Source organism: Moorena producens 3L (assembly GCF_000211815.1).
In the GTDB taxonomy this organism is placed as follows: Bacteria; Cyanobacteriota; Cyanobacteriia; order Cyanobacteriales; family Coleofasciculaceae; genus Moorena; species Moorena producens.
The window spans coordinates 1-16,859 of record NZ_GL890940.1 but is presented as its reverse complement, the minus strand read 5'-3'; the positions used below and the strand labels follow the sequence as shown (position 1 = coordinate 16,859).

The following is a 16,859-nucleotide window of genomic DNA, read 5'->3' as shown; positions in this document are numbered from 1 at the left end:
CGTTTAGTTCTTTTGATAATTCTAGATTCTATAATTTTGCCCACCCTACTTAATAGCTATATCATTGGTTATCCCGCAACCAATTCGACAAATCTACGCTGGTGGTAAAATCTGCCATAGCAACTCCTAAACCTTCTAATTGGTCTAGAGATAATTGTTGAATTTTATCTAGAATTTCTGAAGGTATTGCACCAAGTTTGCCTTCTAGTTGACGGGATATCAATCCCTGCATTAATAATCTCGCTTCTTCCCGGCCTTCTTGTTTACCTTCTTCTCGGCCTTGTTCCCGACCTTCTTGTTTCCCTTCTTCCAGAGCTTGACGAATTTCACCTTTACGGTCTTCCATAAACACTTCTCGTTTGTGTAATTCCTCCAAGTCTTTTCTACTCATATTCGCCTGATTAGCTATGGTTAGCGCCTGAGCAATTTCCGGGATTTCTGATAAGGTATCGGGAATTGCTTCTAAATTTGGGGCTTCTTTCATAAAATATATCCATTTCTCCGATGCCGTTTCTAACTCTTCTAAAGACCGGGAAAATTTCGGCAATTCCACAAACACCATGCTTAGGTGTTGGTTTCGGTAGATAAAGTTATCTTGGTCTTCTTTAAATACAAATCGAGTTAGGTATCGGTCGGTTTGCTCAAACATGGTGAAGTCTGTAATTGTTAAAGCAATCACCGGCTTCAGTTTAGAATATCCTTCTCCATATTTTAATTGAGTGCTATAGGTTTTGGCGAGATTATAGATTACTCGTTTATCAAAAGCTGGAACATTTAACACTTGCATTTCAATAATTACTGTCGAGCCGTCATTTAGAATCGCCTTGACATCCAGGTAGGTATCCTTTAACTCCGTAGTATAGCCAGCATTGTATGGGTCAATAATCTCTAAGTTATTTATCCTAGATTCTCCTTGATAGATTAAAGCATCTAGAAAGCTGATCAGAACTTCTTTACTCTCAGAAGAACCAAAGATTTTCTTAAAAGCAAAATCGGTTTTGGGGCTGATAAATCTCATGGTTAATTATTGATGGATGATGGGGAGCGGTTTTTGAAGCATAAAATCTGGATTAGAGCAGTATTTTTTCGCTAAATTCGCCACTACCACTATTATGTTTATGATTATTATATCTTATAATAGTACAAATATACTTAATAATATATAACGGGGTATATAGCAATAAAAAACCGTCAGCATATGCTTACTACAAAGCTGACCGCTGATCGCTGACCGCTGACCGCTGTATGCTTACCCTAAGGAATTTTAGCTAAAGCTTCGCGAACGACATCAGAACCAACACCAACTAGGCATGAATTTTCAGTTAGATGACGTTTCCAGGCTCTACTACCTGGTTGCCCTGCAAATAATTGCAGCATATGTCTGGTAATTTTATTCAGCTTAATACCTTTGCCTACCCAGTGATCAATATAGGAAAACATGGCTTCGACCACCTGATGGCGAGTTGGGGGTATAACTGTATCGCTATAGATATCACAATCAGCTTTGGCAAACAGATAGGGATTGTCGTAAGCTGCACGCCCAATCATTACCCCATCGACATACTTCCGTTGTTCTCGCACTTGTTCAAGACTAGTGAATCCACCATTAATTTCCACGAATAAGTCAGGTAACTCCTGCTTGAGACGATGGACGTCACTGTAACGTAAGGGTGGGACGTTGCGATTCTCTTTTGGACTCAAACCCTGTAGCCAAGCCTTGCGAGCATGTACAGTAAAATGCTGACAACCGGCCTCTGAGACAATGCGCACAAAGTTAGCCATGTCTTCATAGCGGTCAAGGTCATCAATACCGATACGGTGCTTGACAGTAACGGGTATGTTCACTACTTTAACCATATCCTCTACACAGCGTGCGACCTGGTCAGGCTGCGCCATCAAACAAGCTCCAAAATTGCCATTTTGCACCCGACTACTGGGACAACCAACGTTGAGATTAATCTGGTCATAGTCCATAGCTTCAGCAATTCGGGCACATTCAGCTAAGTCACTGGGAGTGTCACCACCAACTTGTAAGACTAGGGGTTTCTCCTGTGGGGAAAACCCTAGCAAGCGTTCGCGATCGCCATGAAGAATTGCTGCACTGGTGACCATTTCGGTGTAGAGTAAGGTCCGTCCTGTAATCTGGCGCATGAAATAGCGATAGTGGCGGTCAGTGCGATCCATCATTGGCGCAATACTTAAGGGATAACCGCTACTAATAATTTTGGATTCCGTTGGAAGTGATTCGGGTGAAATAGCTCTACTCAGGGGAGTCATGGGTCGAGGCAGTTATAGCGCTACACGCAAGTCAGAAGTTAGAAGTCAGAAGTCAGAAGTAAGCTATGACTAAGTTTTGGAGTTTATGAATGTCAAACATCTGAATGGGTAGTGCTATACTATCAAGAAGCGTTCGCGCAGCGTGGCCGTAGGCCAATCGCATTTATCCCCAGCTTAACAATTTAGATTAACTTAAACAGTCTCGCGCAATAACTTTCACCTGTTCATAATTCAATTTCCCTTGACCATTGCGCGGTAAAGATTCTACCGCCACCCAATCCTTAGGACACTTGAATTTACTCAAATTCCCCTCTACGTTCTGTTGCACCATCGCAACAGAAACCTGATCGGAACTAGGTACAAAAACAGCGGTTACTACTTGACCCCAATAGTCATCGGGTAAGCCAATCACACAAACATCACTGACGAGCCCTGTGCCACGAATTACCTGTTCTACCTCAGCGGGAAACACATTTTCACCACCGGTAATAATTTTGTTACTGCGACGCCCAACAGTATATAAGTAACCCTGTTGATCGAAATATCCTAAATCGTCGGATTGTAGCGTTTGGACTCTGTTGGGAAATTTACTTAGCTCAGACTCTAGGGCGATATTTTTACTAGCGCTATAGTAGCCATGGAATAAGGACTTTGCCTCAATAGTAATCACACCGGTAGAGAGCGCCTCCACGATTTCCCCAGTACCATTGCGAATTGTCACCTTGGCATGGGGTAACACCTGACCACAACTATTGTTAGCACTGTTAGCACTGTTACCACTGAGGAAATCTTCAGGTTTAAGGGTCACTACACCAGAAGCGGTTTCGGTCATGCCATAGGTGAGAGCTAAAGGAATACGATCTTGTCTTGCTTGTGTTAATAGGGATTCCCAAGCCGGAGCACCCCCTAACAACACTGTCCGAAAGCGGGATAACCAGTCAACCGCATCTTGGTTGATCAGCTTGGCTAGTTGAGTCGGTACCAGAGAGATAAAAAATTCTTTGGGATCAATATCTCGTCCTTTGCCAGCTTTGAGGGCTTTAAAGGGCAAAATCACCATACGTCCACCGGTGGTTAGCGATCGCATAAACTGCATCAAACCACTGACATGATACAGAGGCAACACACAAAAGGAATTCACTGGCTTGTTCCCAAAATACTGATGAAACCCTGCTACTGATGCCATCAAGGTTTCCCAAGTGTGAATGGCAAAGCGGATTTTGCCAGATGACCCCCCTGTGGGAATCATAATGAGTGCTGAGGGGTTAATATTGATGATTGAATATTGATTATTGAGCCTTGAGTATTGATTATTGAGTATTGATGGCTCAATAATCCTGGCTAATTCTCCGATAATTATATCGGGATGGATTTGGTTAAGGACTTGTTGCCATTCTGGTTTTACCCAGTGGGGATTGCCTAAGAATATATGACAATTACTAGCAACAGCAGCTAGGAAAGCGGCGATAAATTTAAGAGGATTTTGCTCTACTAAAAGGATTTTCGGTGCTTTTTCCTGGTAAAGTTGGGAGAATTGCTGATAGTATTGCTCAATAATTTGCTGAACTTGCTGGCTATCATAGCCAATCAGCCATTGTTCACCAGAACGGTGTTGGACATAGCTTAGGGGCTGTTGTACGTATGAATCTTCCCCACATTTACTCTTTAACGCTTCAACCATCTAACCAAATCACCTTAACACCCAATAACCTTAAACATTCCAACCTTTAACCATCTAACCTTGGCCAAAAGGTCACGCTACGCGAACGTCCATCGCTTTCAACCTTGATTAAACCAATGGTTGACACCAAAACCTACAGCGCGCTTGAAGTCAGAGAGTTCTGCTGCTAACTGGAGAACCGCTTGTTGACCAATTGTAGTTTCCAAGGCGGATGAAAACACGGTATCAATCGGATAGGTTTGGCAAAACTGCCGTAGTCGTTTCCGAGAACCTGCGATCGCAGCTTTAATCACAAAAATTCCTCGCCATCCCCGCTGGTAACACTGTTCAAGTTGGTCAAGGGTTGCCACAGATTCATCCAATGCGATCGCAGTGGAATAGTTGTGGCTCATCTCCAACATCACATCGAACTGCTCTGGAGGTAGGGGCTGTTCGATAAACTCAACGGCTCCCATAGTTTCACATACTATCAGCCACTGCTCAGCTTCTGGTTGAGTCAATCCCCCATTGGCATCCAAACGCAATTGGCCAGAAGCTGGTATTGCTTCAAGCAACTCCTTAACTATCTTGATTTCATCCTCAATCGGAGCAATACCAATTTTCCATTTAAAGGTTCGGTATCCCTGATTCCAGGGGGCTTTCCAGGACTGTTTGGCTGCTTGATTACTCGGCAACAAGTAACTGTAGTGTTGTTTACTTTGTTCAAAGTCCTTTGTAGAAAGTCCTTTGCCAATTACTAGCTCCCAAGCCGATTCAAACCCAAATTGACAGCAGGGGAGTTGAGCAGGAATGGCGAAAATCTCCTCTGTAGTAATCTCCTGAGGTAATTGCTCGCAAAAATTAAAGGCTTGTTCCAGAGTTTCCGAACCAAACCAAGGGATAGGAGCAATTTCACCCCAGCCAATGTTCCCTATTTCATCACTAAGGCTAAGAATGATACCTTCTCTGACTGTCCATTTGCCATGACTAGTAGACAACGGATGCTTAAAGGGACGCTGGTATGGGTGAAACTTGAACTGATAGTTCGTCATTGATGAATTGCTAATTGCTATTTTTAATTGCTATTGCGCTGCATCCCTATGTAAGCTATCAGCTATCAGCTATCAGCTATCAGCTATCAGCTATCAGCTTTCAGCTTTCAGCTTTCAGCTTTCAGTGATCAGCTTATGGGTTATAGCACTACGCATTCAGATGTAAGACAATTCCTAAACTCCGAAACTTAGTCATAGCTTACTTCTGACTTCTGACTTGCGCGTAGCGCTATATCACAGCATCGAAGCCTGCAGGGTTATTCACAGCGTCGTTCGCACAGCGTGGCCATTCGCGTAGCGTGGCCAACGGCCAAGGCCAAAGCCTGTACCACGCAGATGGTGCTTTTGAATAAAATAAGCTGACCGCTAACGGTTGAGAGCTAACCACTGACGGCTGACCGCTGACGGCTGACCGCTGACGGCTGAATGCTTACATCCCGATTCCCGATTCCCGATTCCCGATTCCCGATTCCCGATTCCCTATTTCCTATTCAACACTTCTAGGTTTAGTCAATACCAATACTCCTAATGTTCCGCCAACAATCGGGTAGTGAGTTGCACGAAAGCCTACTTGCTCTGCTAAAGATTCTTGCTCCGGACCACGGGGAAATCGCTGTATACTCGGCCAGATATAGGCATACTCTTCCTCAAGTCCTTGCTGACGGGCTAGGGGAACAACAATCGTTTCCATATACCACTGTTCAAACTGCCGAAACAGTGGCTGAGAGGGTAAGTGAAAGTCAAGAATTGCTGCTTTAGCGCCTGGTTTAACAATACGGTAAATCTCCTTTAGGCTTTTGGGGATATCTACGACATTACGTAATCCATATCCCATAGTTGCTCCGTCAAAGGTATTGTCAGCAAATGGTAAATCTAAAACATCCGCCTCTACCCACTCAATGTGTGGTTCAGAGGATTTTTGTTTTGCGATCGCTAACATCTGGGGCGCAAAATCTACTCCATACACCTTTCCTTGAGTGCCTACTTTCTCCGCTAATAGTCGAGTCAGGTCTCCACTGCCACAACAAAGGTCAACACAGGTATCTCCTGGCTTAGGCTCAGCCCATTTAACCGTCATCAGCTTCCAAATGCGATGCTGACCCCAACTGATCCAGTCATTAAGCTGGTCATAGTTAGAAGAGATGTTATCAAAAATTCCCTGAATCTCCTGGGATTGCTCTGACATGATTCATTCAATGAAGGTTAATTAAGGTTAATTACGAAACCGACACCCAACAAGAGTCCACTCCAAAAATGTAGCGCTACGGCAATAAACTTACAATTACTCACCTTTTCCGGTTGGTTGTAATGAGCGTTAACATGGCGGCAAAGCTTGATAGCAAAGGGCAATCCCACCAAAGTGAGTAATGTCCATATGGGGAATAGCCCCATGAGCACAAACCCACCAGTAGCAGCGAATAGGCTACCACAAATCCAGGGCAACAGTTGAGCACCTCGTTTGGTGCCAAGGCAAACAATAGGCGATCGCTTCCCAGCTGCTATATCATCCTTTACTTGGTGAAAATGGGAGCAAAATAGAATTAACATAGTCCCAAGACCCACAATTATCGATGCCGCCAGGTTAGTCACAGACCAACTCTGGGTTTGACTGTAGTAGGCAGCTGACATGCCTAACGGACCAAAGCTCAAAAAGGCCAGAATCTCTCCTAGACCTTGGTAGCCCAGGCGGAAGGGAGGTCCTTGGTACATATAGCCAAGGCTGCAGCATAGGAGTACTAACGCCATCAATGTTAAGTCTTGCTGCCACCAGCAGATCAGTAGCATGCCAAGGATAGCCAGTCCTAAACACAGGTTCCCTAGCCAAAAAATTAACGATTTGTTTCCCGTCAGGTTCACTATCGAGTGAGCTTTGTTTTTATCAATCCCAGTCTCAGAGTCAAACACATCGTTACTCAGATTCTCCCAAGCCAGAATCAGAATCGAAGCACTGACAAAGGTCAAAAATATCGTCCAATTGAGGTGATTGGTCTCAAACCATGCCACAGCAGCTGCTACCCAAACATAGATAATTGCCACGCTATACATGGGGGGCTTGATGGCTGCTAGCCACAGTTTCTGTTTGGAGCTAGGAGCATTAATTGTGTTTGTTGTCAAAATAGTCACGGAATATGAATGCCAGTCGTGCTAGAGTGACCGTCAAACCATAAACCAATACTGCTGGGACTGTTCAAGCTTTGGGTCAACGGTCTTCAACGGTGTTAAGGGGCTGACTAGCAGAATACCATTAATCCCAATCAAGGTCGTGAATTGATTATAGGTTAATATTTTGTAAATTTTATTTAAAAAATATTAACTAAAGTTGTAAAATAACAACTATTAATATAAGACTTACGAAAAATTGAACCCTAAACTATATAAGTAGTAGGGTGCGTTATTAACGCACCCTGTAAGTCTTGTAAGCAATCCTAAAAAGTATGACTCAAAAGTATGACCAGTAATGTCAAAGTGCTAGCACGGGATACTCTAGAGATAAAGTCGAAACAGCAAAGATTTGGACTGCCATCTAAATTGGTAGGTTTAGTCTTGGCGATCAAAAAGTATTTCCCAGAAGCTATCAATAGCTTAACGAAAGTTATTGGTAATCGAATCAGACTCTTAGAAAGAGCAGAGATGCTGGCAGATGCTACCAGTTTCCAACGTACTGCAATTATTATGTCAGCCGTGAAACTTGGTGTTTTTGATTATCTGCACAAGCATCCCGGAGTTTCTGCTAATTTAGTAGCCAGGGACTTGAATCTTAATTTGATATCAACCGAGCGATTGCTTAGGGTTTTGGAGAGTCTCGGTTATCTCAACAGTAGCCAAAGTAGCCAAACTAATCATGATCAAGGTGTTGGCTATGTTAACACCAAAATAACTAAGAATTATTTGGTTAAAGAAAGTCCAAGTTATTTGGGTGATTATTACAATCTAGTCTCTCAGACATGGTCATCCTGGTTATCATTAAATTTAACTATCCAAACTGGCAGCTCAAATCAGCAGATGGATTTGTTTAATGGTAATGATGAAACCCTTTATGAGTACTATGCATTTGCTAACGAATATCTGAAAGAACCGTCCCGAGAATTGTTCACTAAAATTCCTATTGATCAGGTTAAGAGAATTATTACTGGCGAAGTGGGTATTACCTTTATAGGCAAGCTACTGGAACGCAAACCCGATGTAGACTTTGTGCTGGCAGGCTTGGAAAATCAAATTAATTTTTTAGAGCGACTTTTAAGCAAGTATCCTTTACCTAAATCTCCGGAAGAGATTATTATATCTCCCGAGGGAAACGCTTTGTCTGACCAGTGGGGTGCTAATGAAGAGTATGATATTGTATTCTTATTTAGAAAATTGTCCTACAGCGATTATGGTAGCCAGTTTATCAAAAAATCTTTTCAGGTTTTAAGACCAAAGGGTATGGTGATTATCCTGGAACCTACCACTGACAGTTTGGTTCCTTCACCATCATTTTTGCCAGAATTAGAAATAATGGATTTATTGATTGGCGGAGTCAAAGCTCCCCCGCTTTACTCCACCGATAAAATTGTTAACCTCTTAAGAGAAGTAGGCTTCATTAAAACTGAAGTGGTGTCTACTCAAAAGGGCAGCTTTTTATTTGTAGTAGGTTGGAAAAATTAATCAGGGATTGTTTATACTAATATCCCCTTGATTTCCGTCTTGATTAGTGACCAAATAAATGATTGGTCATCAAAACCAAAATTTTTACTACCAAAACTATTGCTCATCATTAAAATTAAAAAGCGATGCAGCGCGGTCTTGGGGAGGCAGCGCGGTCTTGGGGGTTTCCCCCATGAGCGACTGCCGTGGTTCCCCCCATGAGCGACTGCATCAAGAAATGATGGTGAGCAATTATATAATTCTAGGGTAAGCGCAAGAAAAATCAAACCAAAATGTGATAGCGATGCAGCGCGGTCTTGGGGAGGCAGCGCGGTCTTGGGGGTTTCCCCCATGAGCGACTGCCGTGGTTCCCCCCACTCGCGCTTTGCATCAAGAATAGAGCAAGGATTATGACCATAGTAAGCCTTGATTATCATAATTATTGAAATTAATTATCAATAGTTTGGAGAATACCCCCTATTTATTGATTTTTGCCCTTACCCTGCTTTTCTTAATTGCCAAACATGCTGATAATTGATCATTAGTAACTATAAATTCTGTAAGTTAAAAAGTTATGTAAAAACAAGTTAAGAACTATGTAGTAAAGAGCGTTAGCGCAGCGTGGCCTACGGCCAATCGCGTTTGTGTTGTTGTTCATTGAGGTAAACACTCCTGTAATTCAAGAAAGCCTATATATGTTAGTCATTCCCTGCCCTGCTAACCTCTTTCATGAGCCTAAAGAGTTACATCAGTTTCTCTTAGCCTGCCAGAAAAAATCTCAAAAACAAGGTATTGCCAAAATTGCCAGTATTTCTCAAGAAATTTCACCCCTCGACCCACTGGCGGTTTTTCAGGCAATTCGGGATAGAGCCGCCCCTTTTGCCGCCACCCCCGAGCCCCTACACTTCTATTTTGAAAATATAAGTAATCAAGAATCAATTGTTGCTATTGATGCGGCTGTATCCCTTAAGTTAGCTGGTGAACAACGGTTCTATAAAGCACAACAATTTATCGACTCATGTTTAGCTAACACCATAATTAGTGGTGAAATAGAGCAGCGATTGGCTGGACCTCATTTCTTCTGTAGTTTTACGTTTTTTGCTGACAAGTTTAATAGTAACAACCCTTTCCCATCTGCCACTATTTTTCTACCTCGCTGGCAAATTTCACTTTGTCAAAGCCGATGTGTAGTAGTGGCTAATCTTGAAATCAACTCTCAAGTTAATCTGGATTGGCTGGTCGAAAGCGTAGGTCGGCAGTTCAATCTAATCACCTCTTCTGGTCGTCTGCTCTACTGTTTTACTGGTAAGGCTAACCATCATGAATTTCTCAAGCAAGATTCAAAAAAAGCCAAAGACTTCAAATTATCGGTTTCATCAGCCTTAAAATCTATCCAAGCCAATCAATTTAGCAAAATTGTCCTTTCCCAAGCCGTCGATGTCGTCTCACCAATACCGTTTAATCTGGTAGATTCTCTGGACAATTTGCGCCATAACTATCCAGATTGCTATATTTTTTCGATCAGTAACGGCAAAGGCAAAAACTTTATTGGCGCTAGTCCTGAACGTCTGATTAGTATTTACGACCATCAGTTAGTGACGGATGCTTTAGCAGGGTCTGCTCCACGAGGTCAAACCCCAGCTGAAGATGCGGATTTGGCGAACCAATTACTTAGTAGTGAAAAAGAGAGACGTGAACATAACGCAGTGAGTGAATTTATTATCCAACGTCTTTGTCAACTGGGTTTGGAACTGGATTTTTCGCCATCTCCCCAACTGCTGAAACTGTCGAATATCCAGCATTTATGGACTCCGATTAAAGCAGCATTACCAGCTCATGTCAATCCCCTAGAGATTATAGCGAAACTGCATCCTACTCCAGCAGTGGCTGGTGTTCCTACCAAAATTGCTTGTGAGCAAATCCGACACTACGAAACCTTTGACCGTTCTCTGTATGCTGCTCCCCTCGGATGGATAGATTATCAAGGCAATAGTGAATTTATCGTTGGGATTCGGTCTGCTTTGATAGCAGGTAATCATGCTCGACTCTACGCTGGTGCTGGAATTGTTGCTGGTTCTGATCCCAATAAAGAACTGGCGGAAATTAACCTGAAGCTAATGGTGCTTCTTAAAGCCTTAGTTTAACCCTGTGTTCATTGGTCGTTGCTGTTGGATAATCAGTTAAAATAATTTCGATATCATGAATTGTAACAATTATAGCAATTCTTATAGCTATGAGGTACAAAGCGATCCCCCTAAATCCCCCTTAAAAAGGGGGACTTTGAGGTTAAAAAGCGTACCTCATAACTGCAATTAACGCGCTTATATTTGATAAATGCTATATAAGTTTCACTATGAGTTAAGAGGAAATCGAGAGCAACCACGGATTCTTTTTTGCCATGGATTCATGGGTAGCAGCCAGGAATTTGATGAAGCAATATCATTACTCTGTGAGGAATTTTGTTGTCTAGCTGTTGATTTACCTGGTCATGGTAAGACCAAAGTTTTAGGTGGGGATGAGTGCTACACTATGCCAAACACTGCTCACGCCTTAAAGGAATTACTAGAGCAGTTAAACTTTGAACCATGCTTTTTAGTTGGCTATTCTATGGGAGGTCGATTGGCTCTCTACATGACCCTTCATTTCCCCGAATGTTTTAGTAAAGTAGTACTCGAATCAGCATCTCCAGGGCTAAAGACTCAAGCAGAACAATTAAAGCGCCGTCAGCGAGATTTGCAAATTGCCGAAAAATTGGAAACTGGGGATTTATTGACCTTCTTATCAAATTGGTACAATCAGCCTCTGTTCAGCTCCCTCAAGCAGCATCCTAAATTTGAACAGATGATCAAGATTCGACAACAAAATAATCCTCTGGAATTAGCTAAATCTCTGCGTCATATCAGTACAGGATGCCAACCATCTCTGTGGGAATCACTCCAACATAATCAAGTTCCTTTGCTTTTGCTAGTTGGAGAGTATGATCATAAATTTAAATCGATTAACTCAGAAATAGTAACACTTTGTACAGAAGCTAATTTAAACGTCATTGCTGATTGTGGACATAACATCCATTTTGAGAACGTCAATGAATTTGTTAAAAATGTTAGACAATTTTTTTAGGGATTAGGAATTATAGCAAAGGTAACAGCGGATCTGGGAGTAGGAATTAGGGATTAAGCATTAGCGGGACTTAAAAGAAATTAGCCCCAAACAAAGCCTAAATCCTTGATTTAAGCTGCCAATACGTTCGTTTGTGTTTGGATCCATCGCCAAAAACCAAAAGACATTGCTGTCCGAAAAGCCTCCAACGTTTCCACAAACGTGGACTTGAGGTCGCAACCACTCCCTGAGTTCTTGCACAACCCGAAAGATACCTGGATGCCAGTAAAACTAAGTCTCGGTGCTGCTGACTTCTACTCGGTAGCCCTGCTGTACTTGGTAGATGCCTGCTTCAGTGACAGCATGAGAGATGACTTGGACTGGGGACTTTTGGGTTAGCATTTGATCAAGGTGAGAGGCTCCTTAATTGGAAAATACTAACTTATTGGATTTAGTGGCTGGTGGGCTGGCGATTGCTATCTTAATAAGTGGTCTGCTCATGCTATTTAAGGGCATATCGGCATTTGGAGACTTTCGGTAAGTAGCGATCGCCAAGGTAAAACCACGTTGGGGATTCAAGATAAAGCTACCTTAATACATGAAATTAGCAAAGGAAAAATTTTTGTTGAAAATCTAAAAAGAAATATCGAGAGAGCCAACCCAAGAGGAGGCAGCAACATCAAGGTAAAAACCGCACTATAAGAGAGCGGTAGTTGAGGGAAGTAAAATTCAGGTCGTCGTCCAAAGAACCATCCAAAACGTCTACCTAAATTCACAAACTCAATCATTATCATCCGAAAAGAAGCAATTTGAAAATCTGCACGATAGAGATAGCCATTATGCAAGTTTTCTACCTCTGATTTATGAAGCTTGTGAAGCTGTTTAAGCTCACTTCCAGTTTGATACATTTTCTGTAGGATAAGATTGTTGGCATTTGCTGCTCTTGCCTGTTCAGTTGCTGCAACAAAGTTTTCTGTGATTGGTTGACGGTAGAAAACTTTCTCTTCTGCATCCTCAACCAGTTCAGGTATAGGAATACTAGGATATGTAACTAGGGGCATCATCCTTTGCCATTGGGTATTAAGAATTTGAGTGTGCTTTAACCGCCCACTGCCACTACATGTACCACAAGTTTCATATTCTCTACGGGTTTTTGTATTACCTTCTGAATCAGTTTCAGTAACAGTTGTCATAACTTGCCCTGTTCCTCCACACCTCCAGCATGTTTCTACAACGTCCCATTGGCTAGGAAGCCAGAGCGGATCAATCCAATTCACATAGCCATTGGGAGGATGAAGAGGAAATAGGTCATAATCCCACATGGGTACAGCAGGACGCTGAAGTGGGCGATAGGTGCCAGAAGCACCACCAAGAGTGATATACCGCCGTACAGTGAGGTAACGTAGCATAGCAACGGCAAATTCCTCATATTGAACCTCAACCAAGTTCAAGAATCTTGCCAAGTTCCGAACAACAAAGATTCCTCGCTCTTCTAAATTCTTACAACCCCTGCTGATACGATCTGCCAGTTGATTTTTCTGTAGTGAACCTAGTTTTAGTTGTGGGTCAATATAAATTTGCTCAAGATATGAGGTGTAATGCTTAATTTTTTCTGCAATGGGATTATATACTCGCTTAACTCTTGTATACGACGATTCTAAGATTAAGTCTGCTATCATTCGCAGCCCATATAAAGACAAGATTATTGCAACTATAACTACAGTCGTGTAGAATTTTAAATTTAAATACCTAAGGCAAAAGATACTCAAAAAAACAATCCCAACTTTAACAAGCAAAGATTGATTTAAATTCAGGAATGTGTAATCCCTATTGTTGAATATTATCAACACAATTAGCGTAGGAATAATGGCAATAGTGGTTAATATAAAAGATGTCTGAATAGAAGGTATTTGCGATAAAACATCCTGTATTGAAGTGGTAAAATCTATTTCAAAATTGTATTCATTATTTTTGAATAGGATAAAAAAGATCAATCCTATACATGTTACACCTATCACAGCAATTAAATATCTAACTATCCGCTCTTCAACATTTTTGGGAGATTTTTCATTAGGAAATCGTTCAAAACCCAAAGTTTTTAACAAGCGAGGATGAATTCCATAACGAACTGATACTCCATCTGTTTTGACAGGTAGAGGCTTCTGATTTGGAATTCTCAGAAGAGCATACTTTAAAGATTTAAGTGTAATAGCAAATAAAAATGCCAATCCTCCGCTTAAAAGTAATTTACATGCGGTTTCAGATGATCGTGATTCATTAAAAACTAATTGAAAAATATTTGTCAAAGCAGCGAACGAGGTAAAAGCTAGTCCGTAACCAAAAGCACAAAATAAAGCCCAAAAAAGGCTACGTACTGGTAAAACCTCGTAAAATCTTGTCTCGATTAGTTGCTCAACTGTTGCACCAAACCTGAAGCGATGAAAAAGACTAGATATAAGAGTTCCTATAAAAAGCGTGGTAAGTATCCATAGCGTTGCTTCAAGCATAGAATTAGCTTCCCAATTCATGACCCTGGCGATGTATTCAATCCTTAAATGTTCCATGTTTGTGATCGTGAAAGAATCCCCCACAAATTCTGGGTGGCTGCATTTTAGATGGGGATAAGGGCCCCATCTAAAATTGTAAGCATTCAGCTAAGGCACTACCTGCTGAATGCTGAGTGCTAATAGCTGATTTTTAAGTATCTATATACTTATTGGGCTAATCACCAAGAATGATGCAGGAAACTTTCAAGACCAGTAAGCATTCAGCGGTCAGCGGTCAGTGGTCAGCTGAATGCTTACCTAAAATTTACCTTCTTCCTTCTGAGTCAGGAGTTGTCTGTCTTAGAGACGAATATTTTAACCTGAAATAGCTTCTATACATAGATTATATCCGATTTTAACTCATATTTATGTTTAAGTTACATTAGGGCAGTAAAACCTCGGTTGTCAACTCTCAACCCTCAACGGTCAACAAAATCAAATCAACATTTAACGAAGGTGCGGCTCGTTCTAACTAAGAGCCTCTAGTTTCTAGAGGGGTAAGAGTTAGGAGAATCGCGAGGAAACACCCTCAAAGATTCTTAACTGTCTTTCGGATGGTGGTGAAAACCCACCCCTTGAAGAGATAAGTGACTCCCTACCTGGCCACACCGAGTGGGCGGCAACTCCACAGAGTGAAGCTGGCAACAGGGCGCAAGCAGAACCAAAGCAGATAGGTATCACTGGCGCTAACGGGGAGGTGACAAGGGTAAAACTAGTCCTAGAAAAGTGTCTAAGAATGAAGCCACAATCTGAGATGTAAATAGTGTGCGACTTGACCCTCTCATTCTCACAGCATTCTTTTCGTGATAGCTGTAATCTCTGAGAAGAGGGTAGGCAAATTGGACTGCCCTAAATCACCAAAACAATCTGACAGACGGAACGAGTAAAAACGACAGCAAGTATGGGTCTGAGGAATAGTCGAACCTCGGTAAGTTATGCCGACTTAATCCCCACTGTCGGGTAGGATGCCACCCAAAACTGGTGGCGGGTATCCAGAATACACAAAACTAATGGAGAGCATGGGTAGACACATGTCAAATAGATATAGTGACCTATGGAAAAGCCAAAAGTGGAAACAACTCCGCCGGAACCTTTTCCGCCTACAGAAGCGAGTGTACAAAGCGGTTCGAGATGGTGACCTGAGAAAGGCGCGGTCTTTACAAAAACTGATTCTGAAATCCCGCTCAGCTCAATTAATGGCAATCCGCCAAGTGACACAGCTTAATCAAGGAAAGAAAACCGCCGGAGTAGATGGGAAAAAGTCCCTAAGCTACAAAGAACGGTTCGAGGTACTAGGAAAACTAAACGACCGTGCGGAAAATTGGACGCATCAAGGGTTGAGGGAAATACCAATACCTAATAAAAACGGTCAGAAGTTACCGCAAGAATAGGGCAGCCTTAATCATAAAGTTTTGACCCTTTTGCCCATAGCCGACCAACCATAAAGGCTGCCCTATTCTAAGGTTTCGTCTCCGGGAGTACAAGAATGTTAAAAGTACCAACAATCCAAGATAGAGCATGGCAATGTTTAGCAAAATATGCTCTCGAACCAGCCCATGAAGCTACGTTCAGTGCCGATAGTTACGGATTCAGAACAGGCAGATGTGCCCAAGACGCACAAAAACGCCTGTTCCTACATCTAAAATCAAACTCTAACGGCATCACAAAAAGAGTAATAGAACTAGACATCAAAAAGTGTTTCGACCGCATCTCCCACAGCTCCATAATGGATAGATTGCTAGCTCCTGCAAGTCTGAAGATGGGGATATTCAGATGTCTAAAAGCAGGCATCAATCCGGAATTCCCGGAGCAAGGAACGCCCCAAGGCGGTGTAGTCAGCCCACTCCTAGCCAACATTGCACTTGACGGAATAGAGAATATACACTCTAGCATCCGATATGCGGATGACATGGTATTTATTCTTAAGCCAAAAGATAATGCTGAGAAAATTCTAGAAAAAGTGAGGAACTTCCTAGCTCAACGCGGCTTAGAAGTAAATCAAGAAAAGACCAAACTAACCAATACGACAGACGGGTTTGACTTCCTGGGTTGGAAATTCCGAGTCCAGAAAAACGGAAAGTTCCGATGCACTCCCTCAGAGGAAAACCATAGAAACTTCCGGAAGAAGATAAAAACCGTGGTCAACAACTCGAATTATGGTGCCAAAATAAAAGCCCAAAAATTAGCCCCCATCGTACGTGGTTGGAGAAACTACCACAAAAGCTGTGACATGAGCAGTTCCCGAGATAGTTTATGGTTCTTGAATAAGACCGCAAACCGTAAGTTCCGCAAGGAAAAGAAAGTAAACCGGTACAAAGCCAACGAACTATGCAAGAAAAGCTTCCCAGCAGTCGGGTATAAACAAAACCAACACGTAAACGTAAAAGGAACCAAGTCCCCTTATGACGGAGACTTAGTCTACTGGAGCATGCGAAACTCCGTACTATACGATGATGCTACCGCCAAGGCTTTAAAAAGGCAAAACCATTCCTGTGGACATTGCGGACCAAATTCTTGAACGACCAGGTTGTACACCTTCATCACGTCGATGGAAACCAGCCAACTGGAAACGCAAGAATCTAAATGGGCAGTCCCATCAAA

At 42.2% G+C, this 16,859-nt stretch carries 13 protein-coding genes and 2 pseudogenes; 7 read left to right on the top strand and 8 right to left on the bottom strand.

The window, feature by feature from the left end; translation table 11 throughout:
* Positions 1-61: 61 nt before the first annotated feature.
* The 6 genes from LYNGBM3L_RS19765 to menA all read right to left on the bottom strand — a co-directional run bounded on the left by LYNGBM3L_RS19765 (position 62) and on the right by menA (position 7,104).
* Positions 62-1,018, bottom strand: coding sequence for an Rpn family recombination-promoting nuclease/putative transposase (locus LYNGBM3L_RS19765; RefSeq protein WP_008187038.1), 957 nt, complete (start codon positions 1,016-1,018; stop codon positions 62-64).
* Between the two features lie 236 nt (positions 1,019-1,254).
* On the bottom strand, positions 1,255-2,277 hold the full coding sequence (dusA, locus tag LYNGBM3L_RS19760) for a tRNA dihydrouridine(20/20a) synthase DusA (protein ID WP_008187036.1): 1,023 nt from the start codon (positions 2,275-2,277) through the stop codon (positions 1,255-1,257).
* Positions 2,278-2,464: 187 nt separating this feature from the next.
* A complete protein-coding gene (locus LYNGBM3L_RS19755; protein WP_008187034.1) occupies positions 2,465-3,958 on the bottom strand; it encodes a 2-succinylbenzoate--CoA ligase in 1,494 nt (497 codons plus the stop codon).
* 98 nt (positions 3,959-4,056) lie between these two features.
* A complete protein-coding gene (locus LYNGBM3L_RS19750) occupies positions 4,057-4,989 on the bottom strand; it encodes an o-succinylbenzoate synthase (RefSeq protein ID WP_008187031.1) in 933 nt (310 codons plus the stop codon).
* Positions 4,990-5,476: 487 nt separating this feature from the next.
* On the bottom strand, positions 5,477-6,175 hold the full coding sequence (gene ubiE, locus LYNGBM3L_RS19745; RefSeq protein WP_008187030.1) for a bifunctional demethylmenaquinone methyltransferase/2-methoxy-6-polyprenyl-1,4-benzoquinol methylase UbiE: 699 nt from the start codon (positions 6,173-6,175) through the stop codon (positions 5,477-5,479).
* A 17-nt stretch (positions 6,176-6,192) separates the two neighbouring features.
* Entirely contained in the window at positions 6,193-7,104 is a 912-nt protein-coding gene (gene menA / locus LYNGBM3L_RS19740; RefSeq protein WP_044494059.1) for a 2-carboxy-1,4-naphthoquinone phytyltransferase, read from the bottom strand.
* Between the two features lie 333 nt (positions 7,105-7,437).
* Between menA and LYNGBM3L_RS19735 the strand changes: the two genes are divergently transcribed.
* On the top strand, positions 7,438-8,634 hold the full coding sequence (locus LYNGBM3L_RS19735; protein WP_008187026.1) for a methyltransferase family protein: 1,197 nt from the start codon (positions 7,438-7,440) through the stop codon (positions 8,632-8,634).
* Between the two features lie 11 nt (positions 8,635-8,645).
* On the opposite strand, the gene LYNGBM3L_RS45935 is transcribed toward LYNGBM3L_RS19735, so the two are convergent.
* Positions 8,646-9,050, bottom strand: a complete 405-nt coding sequence (locus tag LYNGBM3L_RS45935) for a hypothetical protein (RefSeq protein WP_008187024.1) — start codon at positions 9,048-9,050, stop codon at positions 8,646-8,648.
* 258 nt (positions 9,051-9,308) lie between these two features.
* On the opposite strand from LYNGBM3L_RS45935, the gene LYNGBM3L_RS19725 reads away from it, so the two are divergent.
* The 3 genes from LYNGBM3L_RS19725 (at position 9,309) to LYNGBM3L_RS43950 (ending at position 12,111) form a co-directional block, all read left to right on the top strand.
* Positions 9,309-10,757 (top strand): isochorismate synthase, encoded by a 1,449-nt coding sequence (locus LYNGBM3L_RS19725; RefSeq protein WP_008187020.1) that lies wholly within the window; start codon positions 9,309-9,311, stop codon positions 10,755-10,757.
* A 190-nt stretch (positions 10,758-10,947) separates the two neighbouring features.
* Entirely contained in the window at positions 10,948-11,733 is a 786-nt protein-coding gene (gene menH / locus LYNGBM3L_RS19720; RefSeq protein WP_008187019.1) for a 2-succinyl-6-hydroxy-2,4-cyclohexadiene-1-carboxylate synthase, read from the top strand.
* A gap of 207 nt (positions 11,734-11,940) precedes the next feature.
* The gene (locus tag LYNGBM3L_RS43950; protein WP_154659859.1) at positions 11,941-12,111 is read left to right on the top strand and encodes a hypothetical protein; all 171 of its coding nucleotides are present in this window, start codon (positions 11,941-11,943) and stop codon (positions 12,109-12,111) included.
* A 176-nt stretch (positions 12,112-12,287) separates the two neighbouring features.
* Here the strand turns inward: LYNGBM3L_RS43950 and LYNGBM3L_RS19715 are convergent, their stop codons facing one another.
* Complete coding sequence (locus LYNGBM3L_RS19715) at positions 12,288-14,276, bottom strand: zinc finger-like domain-containing protein (protein WP_131827063.1); 1,989 nt, start codon at positions 14,274-14,276, stop codon at positions 12,288-12,290.
* 170 nt (positions 14,277-14,446) lie between these two features.
* Here LYNGBM3L_RS19715 and LYNGBM3L_RS43945 point away from each other — a divergent pair, with 170 nt between their 5' ends.
* The 3 genes and pseudogenes from LYNGBM3L_RS43945 to LYNGBM3L_RS19705 all read left to right on the top strand — a co-directional run.
* A complete protein-coding gene (locus LYNGBM3L_RS43945) occupies positions 14,447-14,587 on the top strand; it encodes a hypothetical protein (RefSeq protein WP_154659858.1) in 141 nt (46 codons plus the stop codon).
* A 690-nt stretch (positions 14,588-15,277) separates the two neighbouring features.
* Positions 15,278-15,631 (top strand): annotated as a pseudogene (locus LYNGBM3L_RS19710) (reverse transcriptase N-terminal domain-containing protein); the annotation flags it as partial.
* 107 nt (positions 15,632-15,738) lie between these two features.
* A pseudogene (locus tag LYNGBM3L_RS19705) lies at positions 15,739-16,859 on the top strand (reverse transcriptase domain-containing protein); the annotation flags it as partial.